Origin of the sequence: Microcoleus sp. AT8-B5 (assembly GCF_036705565.1) — a bacterium.
Classification (GTDB): domain Bacteria; phylum Cyanobacteriota; class Cyanobacteriia; order Cyanobacteriales; family Microcoleaceae; genus Microcoleus.
On record NZ_JAUBUY010000067.1, the window covers coordinates 16,478 to 28,524 of the forward strand.

Here is a 12,047-nt window from a genome sequence, read left to right on the forward strand (position 1 = left end):
CGAGGACTTTAGCTTTGAGACAGGGGTTTCAACCCCTGGCGGACTGCCGGATTCAGCGAAAGAGCATTAATTTAATATGTTGTGGAACAGGCCGGAAAGCCTGTTCATGAAAATAGTAAAAGATGTGAGTTATAATCTAAGCCAGACCACTTTATTCAGAGCGTGGAACAGCAATGTCCTATAGCGAATTCACCCTCAAAAAAGTCAAACAAGACTTTCAGCTCACCCTAATAGAAGTACCTACTTTTATTGTTTATGCGCCCCCGATTCAGCCGAGTCCAGCCCTAGCTGAGTTCATCGAAAAACGCCTGCCTCTTGCCCTAGCACTGAATACGGAAAAAGCTCGTTCTGAAATGATTATATGTCCGATTCTTTTAGAATTAAAAGATATTTTTCATCAGCAAATCAGTCTTTTTTCTGGGAATGAATTTACTGTAGATCAATCTGTGGGACTTAACGGTGTCTGCGATTTCCTCATCAGCAAATCACCCGAACAACTTTTTATCGAAGCTCCTGCTATGATTGTGGTGGAAGCTAAAAAAGAAGACATCAACGGCGGACTTGGACAATGTGTTGCTGAAATGATTGCGGCTCAGCGTTTCAATGAAAAAAACGGCTACTTTGTAAACAAGCTCTATGGTTGCGTTACGACCGGGAACTTGTGGAAATTTATCAAATTAGAAGAGCAAACTGTTACCATTGGTTTGAGAGAATACTCGCTGCCGCCAGTTGATGAAATTTTGGGAATTTTAGTTAGTTTTATTATCTAGTAATTTTGAGTAGATTAACTTTCACCATTTTTGGTTTAAAATTTAAAACGCCTCGATTATAATATTCCGTTTTCTATCCATCAGCCTCGCTAGGAAAACCAAATTGGTCTGGTAATTCAGCAGAGGTAATTTGCAGAATTTCTAGCAACTTCTTGTATTGAACAGGTGTTAGTTTCGGTACAGATCGCCCAGCTTCCCAGTTGCTTACCGTCGCTTCCGTAACGCCAAGTGCTTCTGCTAGCTGCTTTTGAGTCATAAACCGCTGAACTCTCAGTCGCATTAGGGGCGATCGATCGGCTCTTTCTGAGGTTTCCATAGGCTATTTGTTAAGTTATATTAATTTATTTGGGTTTTGCCTAAAATGATTGACATCTACCCTAAATTAATTTAGATTTAACCCAATAGAGATTAGACAGCACCAGCTAAGCCACTTGTGCTGTAGGGGAATTGCTGTCTTTTCTTCAACTTGTTATTGTACGCGGTTTTACCGTTACAAAGCATCAAACCTATCCAAAATTATTGGTCAAAGCTATGTTGCAAGATTCATCATCGAACCAAACATCGCCGAATGTTTTAACCAACCAAACCTTTGAGGCCGATCGCGAAGCAGTCCGTCACGTCATCATCGGTTCGCCGCTGGGGGTACGCCGAACTATCCACCAACTGCACGCATTGCGCTACGAGGAAGCTGTTCGTTGGACTCATCCGTTAGCGCAGCCCTCGAAGAGGATCGCGATTCCCGACAATCGCATCATTATTACACCCGATCGGGGAGAAATCATGAGTCTGTTAGTCAAATTAATCCGGTTGCAATGAAGTCTAAATGTGCGATCGCACTTTAGCAACTGAGTCAAAAGTGCGATCGCGGTTATTCAGCCATCTCGTACCATCCAAACTAGCATTCCCAAAATTTCGTCCACCGGAGGCAAGGCATAGTCATTAAGATCGATCGATACAATTTTTTCCTCTAGTTTAAGAAATCGCCACTGCGTGCCGTTACTGACACTGCCATAAATAACTGAAATTGGTTTTTCCTTCGCTTCATTAAACTTCTGCATTGCCACCATTTCTGCAACGCACTGTCCAATTCCTGTCTTCAAATCGGCTTTTTTAGCCTCAACAACCGCCACTGCGGGTGCTTCAATCTCCAACATTTCTGGAGAACGACTAATCAAATAATCACAAATCCCGTTTAGTCCAGTTTCGTAATCAACCGTAAAGTCTTCCCCCGAAAACAAGCTAATATTCTGCTGCAAAATCTTCCTGACTTCCAGCAGTACCGGAGTAATAATCATTTCCGATCGAGCTTTTTCGCTACCTGTGGCCACAGCTACGGGTAAACTATTTGCCAAAAAATCTGTCAGGGTTGCACTCGGAGCGATCGGAGTTATTTGCGGTAGAAATCGCGGGCCTTCTACAGTTGTTAATCCAAAGGCTTGTTTAACTTTGATAATTGAGGTGAACTCGCTGTAAGACATCGCTCAATTTATCCTACTACTTATTACTGCCAAATTGTCAACCCCTAAAGGTCGATAAATTGTATCTCTTTGCTGATAACTCCGCCCCAAAGAACTAATCGCATTTTGCAAATCTTCCACAGACTGACAACTGCCGCCAACCGCACCAGCCATCGTTGTAATGTGTTCTTCCATCAATGTACCGCCGATGTCGTTGCAGCCCCATTTCAGCGCTTCTGTAGCTCCATCTAAACCTAATTTTACCCAACTCGGTTGATGATTGGGAATCAAATTTCCCAAGAAGATTCTCGATACAGCGGTGAGTAACAATGTATCTGCTAAAATTGGTTGGTCGCGGCCGACTCGACTCCGCAAAGGTGCCGGTGCTTCCTGTCCAACAAAGGGTAGTAAAATAAATTCTGTGATGCGTGCTGGATAGTTTTGGTCGATCGCAGTTTGTTGGAGCGATCGCACTTTTTCTAAATGCAAAACCTGCTGTTCGGCTGTCTCAATATGCCCGCAAAGCATTGTACTCGTTGTCGGCAAACCCAGACTGTGAGCAGTTCCCACAATTTCCAGCCAAGTTGCCGAATTTAGTTTTTCCGGGCAAATCACCCGTCGCACAGCATCGTCGAGAACTTCCGCCGCGGTTCCCGGCATCGAACCAACTCCCGCATCCCGCAAAGCCGAAATTACATAGCTGAAACTAAGATTATCTTCTCGGGCAATAAATTCTATTTCTTGCGGCGAAAAAGCGTGCAAGTGCAACTGAGGAAACTTATCCTTAATAGTTTTCACCAATTGCAGATAATAAGGTAAAAATGCGCCGTTGAGCTTAGCTTGAAGATTTAAGCCGCCCTGCATACAAATTTCCGTCGCACCCCGCTGCACTGCATCAGTTGCCTTTTCCTGAATTTGGGCTGCATCTAACCAAAAAGCGCCCTCATCTCCCTCGTCGCGGCGGAATGCACAAAAACTGCAATGCTGCTCGCAAATGTTAGTAAAGTTAATATTCCGATTGATAACGTAGGTGACAGTATCCCCTGATTGTCGGCGACGGAGCAAGTCAGCGGTTGTTTGAATAGAAGCTCGCGCGTCTGGCTCTGTTTGCTGCAAAAGTACCAATGCTTCTGCAGAAGAGATGTTATAACCTTGTAAAGCTCGATCGAGAATTGCATCCACAGTTTTCTTTTTAACTCAATTACAGAATTACTGACTAGAATTAAGGCGTTTTTATATTTTAACTAATCAATTATGGAGGAACGATATTTTACAATCTCAAGTGCTACGAAACTATTCTGGACTTTCTTAACACTGAAATTATGGGCATAAACCAACCAAATCAGGTATTGCCAGTGCCGTCGGGGCCCTTGCAAATTCCTGCTATACAGACTTTCGGTTCAACTTTTACAGATGCACGCACAGCGGAAATTTATTTTTCCCTCGTCATTCCCACCTACAACGAGTGCAGGAATATCCAGAGTATTGTGGAAAAATTGAGCCAATTGCTCGATGGCATCATTCCCGGCGACTACGAATTAATTGTAGTCGATGACGACAGCCCCGATCGCACTTGGGAAGTCGCCCTTTCCCTGACACCGGAATATCCGCAATTGCGGGTGATGCGCCGGGAAGAAGAGCGGGGACTTTCCACGGCCGTAATTCGCGGGTGGCAGGCGGCTCGGGGCGAGGTTTTGGGCGTCATCGATGCCGACTTGCAGCATCCCCCGGAAACGCTGTTGCAGCTTTTAGCAGAAATTCAGCGGGGAGCAGATTTGGCCGCTGCGAGCCGTCACGTGGGCGAGGGCGGGGTGAGCGACTGGAGCGTTGTCAGGCGATTTTTATCGCGGGGCGCTCAAACCGTGGGGTTAGTGATCCTGCCGGGAGTGGTGGGCCGAGTTTCCGATCCGATGAGCGGGTATTTTATGGTGCGGCGCTGTTGCATAGCCGGCAAAACCATGAATCCTGCTGGCTACAAAATATTGATTGAAGTGCTCGGCAGAGGCGATATCCGCTGGATTGGAGAAGTTGGTTACGTGTTTCACGAGCGGCAAGAAGGGGAGAGCAAAGTTACCTGGAAACAGTATATTGAGTATTTGCAACATTTGCTTCGGTTGCGCTTTGCCCGCTGGCCGATGGGCAGATTCCTGCGGTTTGGCGTGGTTGGTTTCAGCGGCGTGTTTGTGGATATGGGAGTTTTTTACTTGCTGCGGACTGTCCTCGGTTTGGGGCTGACTCGCAGTGCAATTTTTTCTGCTGAAGTGGCAATTTTCAATAATTTTTTGTGGAACGATTTATGGACTTTTGGTGATATTTCTAAGCGGCAGCAGGGAAAGCGCCAGCGCTTGAAACGGCTGTTGAAATTTAATGTGATTTGTTTGATTGGCTTGATGATAAATGTGCTGCTGGTGAATGTGCTGTTTAATGTTTTTAAGGTAAACGAATATTGGGCTAAGTTGATTGCGATCGCAACTGTGACTCTGTGGAATTTCTGGATCAATATGAAGCTGAGTTGGCGGGTGACGGACGTGAAGTAGGTAATGGGAAATGGGTAATGCGAAATGGGTAATTGGTAATTGATAATGGATAAAATGACTGATGGCTAATGACAAATTGGTCTCCTGCCCTATGCCTTTGAATGACCGAAAGCATCTAGGATACAAGCCCCCGGATTTATCTCGCGCAAGTCAATGCTTCAATGCTTCAATTCTAAAATCTAAAATCGTTCTCCTCTAGCGCGGACGGTGAGCTTGTCGAACTGCACGCCGAAGTCTAAAATCTAAAATCTAAAATCTAAAATCTAAAATCGATTGACTGAATTAATGATTAAGAACAAACAACTGTTGTTGCTATTTCTGTGGACGGCGATCGCCTTGATTTTGCGCTTTGCCAATTTGGACTCGAAACCGCTATGGACAGACGAGTTTTCGACTCTAGTATTTAGTTTGGGCAACAGTTTTCGCGGTGTGCCGCTCGATCGCGCGATCGAGCTTTCTACATTATTACAACCGCTGCAATTGCGCCCCGATGCTGACACCGCCGACGTGCTCCGCAATTTGCTACTAGAAAGCAACCATCCACCAGTATATTTTATGCTCGCTCATTGGTGGATGCGGTTGTTTGGGCTTTCTGAGGATAGTTTAGTTTGGATTGGGCGCGCTCTTCCTGCATTATTGGGTGTGATTTCAGTTCCCGCTATTTACTTTTTAGGCAAGTTTGCTTTTACTTCGCGTTTAGTCGGTCAATGTGCGGCCGCGATGATGGCAGTTTCTCCCTACGGCATTTATCTCGCTCAAGAAGCTCGGCATTACACTTTAGGAATCTTATTAGTTATTGCCTCTCTTTTTTGCCTCGTCTTAGCTGCAAAAAAGCTGCAACAGCGCGCGCCCCTGCCTATTTGGGCGGTGCTGCTTTGGGTGGTTGTTAACTGTTTGGGAATTGCGGTTCACTACTTTTTTGTACTGACTTTGTGTGCCGAAGCAATAGCATTAATTGCTGTAATGTGGCAGGATTTTAATGGAAATTTGCCAATTGACAACAGCCACCAGCCCAATATTTGGCAATTTCAAATCATCTGGCGGCTTTTCGCGGTAGCGATAGGTACTTTAACTGGCGGTTTAGTGTGGTTGCCGGTATTTTTGTCAAACAAGTACGGCAGCGAATTAACTAATTGGATTGTCAGCGGCGATCGCACATTTTTAAGTTGGGTTAATCCGATTTTTCAAGCTTTAGCTGGATGGATCACAGTCATGTCTCTGCTGCCGGTGGAATCGCCAAATTTGGCAGTAGTAGTTGTATCGGCGATCGCCATGACAATATTTTTTATATTAGTGCTTCCCCTGCTGCGAGGCGCTCTTAAAAATTCCTTAAAAACGCCCGATACTCGTTTAGGTACTGTTATTTTCGGCGGATTTGTGCTAGGAGCAATTTTCCAATTTTTCAGCTTTGCATATATTCTAGGGATTGACCTAACTCGCGGCGCACGATACAATTTCGTCTACTTTCCGGGGGTGATATTGCTTTTAGGAGCAACCTTGGCGGTTATTTTTAACACACCTACAGCAAAAAGTCAATGGTTTAATTTACGGGCGATCGAAGTTCCTGGCAAAAAAGCAGTTTTGCTAATTTTAGCAATGGGTTTTTTTAGCGGTGTCACAGTAAATTCCAATCTCGGCTATCGCAAATATTACAAACCAGACCTTTTAATTCCGATTATCCGCGAATTATCGAAAGTTCCCGTGTTAATTGCTACTACTCAAAATACTCATGTAGAAATAGGAGAGTTGATGGGGATAGGGTGGGAATGGGAAAGAAGTTCGGCAACGGATTTTGTAGCGGATGTAACGGATGTAAGGGATGTTAGGAAGAAAGAAGAAGTTAAAGCCTTTGATTCTCCGCTGTTTCTTTTGGCTAATCAGAGAAGGGATGCACCAGAAATAGCGGCAGGGACACTTGACAAAACACTCAGTCAATTAGAACGGCCGCTAGATTTGTGGTTGGTTAATTTTCGCGCACCTGTGAATCTAGAAGCACAAAAATGTCAGGTTGAATCGCGCGATTTGCCTGCGGTGGATGGGTATGAATATCAAGTTTATCATTGTTCCTGATTTGGCGATCGCCCGCAGCTAAGGTTCGATGACTGGGGAGAGATAGTGATAAATTTATGACTCAAGAAGTAGAGGATATAGAGTTAGCCTTACAACCGCAGTCCGGCAGGGGTTGAAACCCCTGCCTCAAAGCTAAAGTCCTCTCAAAGAGGACTAATACCAAATCCGACTTAAATACCCCCTTTATTTCTTAGTCTGCGGAGGCAGACTTCGTTTGACAAGGAGCGGTTTCAACCGCCGAATCATCAAGGGGTGGCAAACTAAGAGTCAGCGGCAAAATGTTTAATTAAGACGCTCATCACTTCACCGGGATTCTGAGTTGGGACAAGCGGACTCCAGTCAGAAACGCAGGCAAAATTATCGCGGTGAAAAGAATGAATGACGCGGGAAACAACTGGACGAGAACTGATAATGAAAAGTTTCAAGAGTTCTCGGTTAACTGAAGTTTGCAAGTTTGGCTTTTTAGCAGGGGGCTGATTGAGTTCGGTAGTTGGACTTTCTGGCCCAACCTCAAAAGCAAGTATTAATTCGGTATTGGGTAGCATTTGCCGGATGACTTTCAGGGAAGATTCTGCTTCGCTGCGGCTGCGAAATTGCGCGACAGGTAAGCGCTGAAAGTTGGGCAGCAGTCGGTAAATAATCCAGGCATTCGCAGTTTCTGGGGTGTTCATGGCTGTATTGTAAATTGGGTATGTTTGCCCATAGAAAAGTGACAGACTTGCACCTTTGATTTTTAGTGCAGTCTGTTTTGGCTATGGCTGTGCCTACCTCAAGGAACTTAACCGCTTAAATTAAGCGCTTAAAATAGATACTTATAATAATATGGTAAAAAAAAGGCAACGTCAACGGCAACCAGAAAATGAGTTGGCTTTTCGGAGACTGCGAGAGGACGCTAACTTGAGCCAAGAAGAGTTGGCTGTGCGGATGGGGGTGTCGGCTTCGTCGGTGCGGCGATGGGAAAAGGGAGACGAACCTACGATGACTGTTCGGCAAATGAGGGATTTTTGCCGTTTGGTGGGGGTATCTTTTGATGAGTTGCCGGATTATCTCAGTCGGCCAGTAGATGAGGAGGAGTCACTAGAAATTGACGGTCGGAGATTTTGAAAAATTATGAGGCTATTCGAGAACAAGCAATTTTTGGTGAGTTGCTGGTTTAAATTGCGATTGGTATCAAAAAACAACCACGCTATAATTGATGTAAGTTTTGGGAAAAACTGCAATGTTAAATTACAACTTACCGAGGTACTTGCCCTCAGCCGATGAACTGCCAGATTCTGACGAAACGCCTGTGGATAACGAACTTCAAGAACTAATACCGGGGTTGCTAAAAGCGGTATTGCTCATAATTTGGGCAGAACGCATGGACTGGTTTTTTGGCATAGATATGGGTATCTATTATCACCCTGAAAAAGCTCCAATTGTCCCCGACGGTTTCTTGAGTTTAGGAGTAGAAAGGTTTTACGATGAAGAATTGCGTCCCAGTTACGTTCTGTGGGATGAAAAGGTTGTCCCAACTTTGGTACTGGAAGTCGTTTCCAAAAAGTATCGCAAGGAATACACCACAAAGTTGGAGGAATATCAAGATTTAGGCGTGCTTTATTACATTATCTATTCATCTCGCCGCCGTCGCAAACCCCGATTGGAAGTACATAAGTTAGTTAATGGGAAGTATGAATTACAGTCGGGACATCCTGTTTGGATGCCCGAAATAGGTTTAGGAATTGGTTGTGAAAGGGGAAATTATTCTGGGGTGACGAGGGAGTGGCTGTATTGGTACGACGCAGAGGGAAAACGTTATCTGACTCCTGAAGAACAGGTGAACAGATTAGCACAAAAATTGCGGGAGTTAGGAGTCGATCCAAATAGTCTGAGGTGAAGTAATTATTAGAGCGATGATTTGGTAAAGCCGACATTTCTATATTCTTATGGTAGGAAGGAGCAAGTTTTTAATCTTTCCTCACACTATCGGGCACGCCCACCGCCGAAATACCCGATATCGCCTTTAAGTTTTGACACCGAATCAACTCATTAAAATCCAAACTGCGCCCTTCAATTTGCGCCACAGCCTCGATCGCCCCAAGTAAATGTCCGGCCGCTTCTGCTTCGTTGTAACCACGCCTTCCCGCTACTCTAATCGCCCCTTCGTCAGCATCTAACTCTACTTGGGAACTGCGGTTGTCGCGCCAAATTCGAGTCATGGCGAGTCCTGTCAAACCGCCCGCGATCGCAGTGCCGATCGCATCTCCCTGCAACAATTCTACAACAGTCCCGACAATTCCCGCCACAGCCGCACCTTGATAAATATCCGGTTTAAACCACTTAAAATTGCACAGAAAACTTACATTCCGCAATAGCAGTAAATCCCGCTGGGGCTTAGATAGCAGCCGCCACAAATCAAAATTAATATAAATCGGGCGAGATTGATTCCAAGGTAAAGGAAACTCGCAGTCAATTACCGTTGATTGTTGTGGCTTATTAATAATTTTACACATCATGCGGCCGGAAGCGGGCATCACATCTAACAGGCGGCGAATTTCTGGTTCGGGATTCATAAATTTTGGGAATTGGGAATTGGGAATTGCTTGCATCGGCATAAAAAACAACAACATCCATCAGGGGCTTGTAGGGGCGGGTTCACCAACCATAATTGTCTAAAACCTACAATCTCTAAAACCGGCCCTCACTCACCCAAGGGCAAATCGCAATCTGATGCACGGGTGGCCAGAAACCGGGTTTTTGCGAGCATACTTTGTGACAACCACAGATTTGATGAAAAACCCGGTTTCTTGGGTCAGAGTCCGTTCCTAACTTGTTTTATCGAAAGCAAAGTTGATGTAGGTTATTGGTTGTGCGGGGGCGGGTTTCTGTAGATTTTTAACGGGAGTTAAATATTGTTGGAAAAACCCGCCCCTACAAGTCAATAGAAGATTATTAAGGGTTTTTCTTGGATGCGGAAGAGGGAGATTCTTGAGCTCTGGGAGACGCTTTTTGGGTATTAGCCGAAGGCTTCGGACTGGCAATTGCTGGGGCAACTGACGGCTTTGAATTCGCGGCTGGGGATGGCGGTGATTTTAGAGATTCAGGGGCTGTTAGCGGGGCAACAGGGGCTGTTTTAGCGCCTAAAATGCTGGCGTCTCCGGTGTCGAAGGTGCCGGCGATGCAAGCGATCATCATTGTGGCTAAGGTGCCGACAAATAATGCTTTCCAACCGAGTTCGGAAATGTCTTTGCGGCGGGATGGAATTAGGGCGATCGTACCGCCGACAAATATGCCGACGGAGGCTAAGTGGGCGAAGCCGGAAAGGGCGTAACTGACAATTAAAACTGTACGATCGCTCACCAGTCCTTTTGCCGATGCTTCTGCTAAACTTTGATAGGGCGGAATTGCTGTTTCTAACAGTCGCCGTCCGATGATTACTGATGCTTCCCAAGAGTCGTCAATGGACACTCCTGTTAATAGCGTCAGGGGATAAAATAAAAATCCCATAATGTTTGCTAAGGTGACAACTTTGAACAAGTCACCAATGGGGCCGGGCAAAATTGCCAGCCAACCAAAGAATTGATTGATTAAGGAAACTAGGCCCAAGATTAAAATCAAAACAGCGGCAATGGCTACTGCCATTTTTACACCGTCCAATGCACCAATTATCGCTGCATCGAGAGGGCTGACTCGTTCGATGGGTTCTCCTCCAACTGTCTCTTGTGGCATCGCTTCGCCGTCCATTTCGGAAATTTCTTCGCCCACAAACTCGCGGCCTTTAGGCTTCCGTTCTTCCTTGGGAATGCCGCCCATTGTCAGGGGTGTGTCTGTTTCTGGTACTAAGATTTTGGAGAGGACAAAACAAGCGGGAATGGCGATAATTGAGGCTGAAACTAAGTGTCCTAAAATATTTGGAAAAACAGGCTTTAGAAAACTAACGTAAATTGCTAATGTTGAAGAAGCGGCAGTCCCAAAACAGCAAGAGAGGATTGCACAAAGTTCGGAACGAGTCATTTTTGGCAAATATGGCTTGACGACAATTGCCGCTTCAATTCCTACGAAAATATTGGCCGCGCCGCTGAGGGCTTCGGCGCCACTCAAGCGCATTGTCGTATAAAATATTTTGGCAAAAAGTTCGGTGATAATTTGAATCACGCCGATGTTGTATAGCAAGGCCATGAGGCCAGAAAAAAAGATGACTGTCGGTAAAGCTCTAAAGGCAAAAATATATCCTAAATTAACTGCCGGCTCTTTACCAGGTATGGGTACAACATTGCTCCCGAATACAAACCTCGCTCCAGCGTCAGCAGCGGTGAATACTCCATCCAGTAAGCTAGTAAACCACTCTAGGGCGATGCGAGTTGGGGGGAACAGGAATACTAAAAATCCTAAGACTAATTGCAGGCCAATGCCCCAGATGATGACGCGCCAAGGTATATACTGAACTTTGCGATTTTCTGAGAAAACCCAGGCGATCGCACACAGGCCAAAGATGCCCAGAAACGAGATAAGATTGTAGATAGACATGAGCTTAGTCCTTGAAATAGCTGAGAATGCCGATCGACGGCTTGCACCACATCAGTTATACTATTCATCTGACGGCAAATGCTAAAAAAAATAACGGGCAGATGAATTACGCACTCAACAGCGTACTTATGTCATTGCTTAGGTCATTCCGAACTCTGCGGATCTTTTGCAAGCCTTGATTTGCCGTAATTACCAGCAGTTTAGATAGAAACTCTAACACATGGAAGCTTTTGCTCCACATCCTCCTGAATGGACTGCGACGGCGGTTCACGCTAATGAGTTTTGCTGCCCCAAGTGCGGCGCTAGCTGCACGGATGCCGCTGATGTCTGGATTAATCGTCGATCGCCAGTATATACCGAGTTCAACCGTCGCAAATGGCAAGAATTTTACCGCTGCCAGTGCGATTCCGTGTGGTGGGCATGGAGTAACGATAGGCCTCCTTCTGAACTTGTGCGTCGCGATCGGAACTCGGATGAGGGCCCTGATGAGGGCCCTGATGATGATTTTTAGAACGGTGACAGAATTTTCGATTTTCGATTCTATTTAAAATTAGGGTAAGGTGTGCCTCGGCGCACCCTACATTTAGATATGTTAGCGCCAGTGAGGATCGTGAATTAAATAACTTACAATTTTAATTGTTATTGTGGGATGGGCGTCCCGCCCGTACACTCATGACGGGCGGGACGCCCATCCCACTTTCAAGAGT

Annotated in this window: 13 protein-coding genes; 7 read left to right on the forward strand and 6 right to left on the reverse strand. The window is 45.5% G+C overall.

Annotation, left to right across the window (positions count from 1 at the left end; all coding sequences use genetic code 11):
* The first annotated feature begins 173 nt into the window (after positions 1–173).
* Positions 174–770, forward strand: coding sequence for a hypothetical protein (locus QUB39_RS27725; RefSeq protein WP_333485209.1), 597 nt, complete (start codon positions 174–176; stop codon positions 768–770).
* Between the two features lie 73 nt (positions 771–843).
* Here the strand turns inward: QUB39_RS27725 and QUB39_RS27730 are convergent, their stop codons facing one another.
* On the reverse strand, positions 844–1,086 hold the full coding sequence (locus QUB39_RS27730; RefSeq protein WP_333056464.1) for a helix-turn-helix transcriptional regulator: 243 nt from the start codon (positions 1,084–1,086) through the stop codon (positions 844–846).
* 215 nt (positions 1,087–1,301) lie between these two features.
* Here QUB39_RS27730 and QUB39_RS27735 point away from each other — a divergent pair, with 215 nt between their 5' ends.
* Positions 1,302–1,586, forward strand: a complete 285-nt coding sequence (locus tag QUB39_RS27735) for a hypothetical protein (protein ID WP_333212042.1) — start codon at positions 1,302–1,304, stop codon at positions 1,584–1,586.
* Between the two features lie 56 nt (positions 1,587–1,642).
* On the opposite strand, the gene QUB39_RS27740 is transcribed toward QUB39_RS27735, so the two are convergent.
* Both QUB39_RS27740 and cofH read right to left on the reverse strand, forming a co-directional pair.
* Positions 1,643–2,248 (reverse strand): hypothetical protein, encoded by a 606-nt coding sequence (locus QUB39_RS27740; RefSeq protein WP_333056466.1) that lies wholly within the window; start codon positions 2,246–2,248, stop codon positions 1,643–1,645.
* Positions 2,249–2,251: 3 nt separating this feature from the next.
* A complete protein-coding gene (gene cofH, locus QUB39_RS27745; RefSeq protein ID WP_333212040.1) occupies positions 2,252–3,409 on the reverse strand; it encodes a 7,8-didemethyl-8-hydroxy-5-deazariboflavin synthase subunit CofH in 1,158 nt (385 codons plus the stop codon).
* Positions 3,410–3,549: 140 nt separating this feature from the next.
* Here cofH and QUB39_RS27750 point away from each other — a divergent pair, with 140 nt between their 5' ends.
* Positions 3,550–4,764: a glycosyltransferase gene (locus tag QUB39_RS27750; RefSeq protein WP_333212038.1), complete on the forward strand. Its 1,215-nt coding sequence runs from the start codon at positions 3,550–3,552 to the stop codon at positions 4,762–4,764.
* A 273-nt stretch (positions 4,765–5,037) separates the two neighbouring features.
* The gene (locus QUB39_RS27755; protein WP_333212036.1) at positions 5,038–6,834 is read left to right on the forward strand and encodes a glycosyltransferase family 39 protein; all 1,797 of its coding nucleotides are present in this window, start codon (positions 5,038–5,040) and stop codon (positions 6,832–6,834) included.
* A gap of 260 nt (positions 6,835–7,094) precedes the next feature.
* Here the strand turns inward: QUB39_RS27755 and QUB39_RS27760 are convergent, their stop codons facing one another.
* The gene (locus tag QUB39_RS27760; protein WP_333056471.1) at positions 7,095–7,505 is read right to left on the reverse strand and encodes a hypothetical protein; all 411 of its coding nucleotides are present in this window, start codon (positions 7,503–7,505) and stop codon (positions 7,095–7,097) included.
* Between the two features lie 151 nt (positions 7,506–7,656).
* Here QUB39_RS27760 and QUB39_RS27765 point away from each other — a divergent pair, with 151 nt between their 5' ends.
* Together QUB39_RS27765 and QUB39_RS27770 are read left to right on the forward strand one after the other, a co-directional pair.
* Positions 7,657–7,938 (forward strand): helix-turn-helix transcriptional regulator, encoded by a 282-nt coding sequence (locus tag QUB39_RS27765; RefSeq protein ID WP_333212033.1) that lies wholly within the window; start codon positions 7,657–7,659, stop codon positions 7,936–7,938.
* Positions 7,939–8,053: 115 nt separating this feature from the next.
* Positions 8,054–8,710, forward strand: a complete 657-nt coding sequence (locus QUB39_RS27770) for a Uma2 family endonuclease (RefSeq protein ID WP_333212031.1) — start codon at positions 8,054–8,056, stop codon at positions 8,708–8,710.
* Positions 8,711–8,780: 70 nt separating this feature from the next.
* On the opposite strand, the gene QUB39_RS27775 is transcribed toward QUB39_RS27770, so the two are convergent.
* Together QUB39_RS27775 and QUB39_RS27780 are read right to left on the reverse strand one after the other, a co-directional pair.
* Positions 8,781–9,386: a DUF3318 domain-containing protein gene (locus tag QUB39_RS27775; RefSeq protein WP_333212055.1), complete on the reverse strand. Its 606-nt coding sequence runs from the start codon at positions 9,384–9,386 to the stop codon at positions 8,781–8,783.
* Between the two features lie 379 nt (positions 9,387–9,765).
* On the reverse strand, positions 9,766–11,340 hold the full coding sequence (locus QUB39_RS27780) for a nucleoside transporter C-terminal domain-containing protein (protein WP_333212029.1): 1,575 nt from the start codon (positions 11,338–11,340) through the stop codon (positions 9,766–9,768).
* A gap of 220 nt (positions 11,341–11,560) precedes the next feature.
* On the opposite strand from QUB39_RS27780, the gene QUB39_RS27785 reads away from it, so the two are divergent.
* Positions 11,561–11,851, forward strand: a complete 291-nt coding sequence (locus QUB39_RS27785) for a hypothetical protein (protein WP_333212027.1) — start codon at positions 11,561–11,563, stop codon at positions 11,849–11,851.
* Positions 11,852–12,047 lie beyond the last annotated feature (196 nt).

Coding starts and splice junctions, on each gene's coding strand:
- QUB39_RS27725 (WP_333485209.1), top strand. CDS start 174: ATGTCCTATAGCGAATTCACCCTCAAAAAAGTCAAACAAGACTTTCAG.
- QUB39_RS27730 (WP_333056464.1), bottom strand. CDS start 1,086: ATGGAAACCTCAGAAAGAGCCGATCGATCGCCCCTAATGCGACTGAGA.
- QUB39_RS27735 (WP_333212042.1), top strand. CDS start 1,302: ATGTTGCAAGATTCATCATCGAACCAAACATCGCCGAATGTTTTAACC.
- QUB39_RS27740 (WP_333056466.1), bottom strand. CDS start 2,248: ATGTCTTACAGCGAGTTCACCTCAATTATCAAAGTTAAACAAGCCTTT.
- QUB39_RS27750 (WP_333212038.1), top strand. CDS start 3,550: ATGGGCATAAACCAACCAAATCAGGTATTGCCAGTGCCGTCGGGGCCC.
- QUB39_RS27760 (WP_333056471.1), bottom strand. CDS start 7,505: ATGAACACCCCAGAAACTGCGAATGCCTGGATTATTTACCGACTGCTG.
- QUB39_RS27765 (WP_333212033.1), top strand. CDS start 7,657: ATGGTAAAAAAAAGGCAACGTCAACGGCAACCAGAAAATGAGTTGGCT.
- QUB39_RS27770 (WP_333212031.1), top strand. CDS start 8,054: ATGTTAAATTACAACTTACCGAGGTACTTGCCCTCAGCCGATGAACTG.
- QUB39_RS27775 (WP_333212055.1), bottom strand. CDS start 9,386: ATGAATCCCGAACCAGAAATTCGCCGCCTGTTAGATGTGATGCCCGCT.
- QUB39_RS27780 (WP_333212029.1), bottom strand. CDS start 11,340: ATGTCTATCTACAATCTTATCTCGTTTCTGGGCATCTTTGGCCTGTGT.
- QUB39_RS27785 (WP_333212027.1), top strand. CDS start 11,561: ATGGAAGCTTTTGCTCCACATCCTCCTGAATGGACTGCGACGGCGGTT.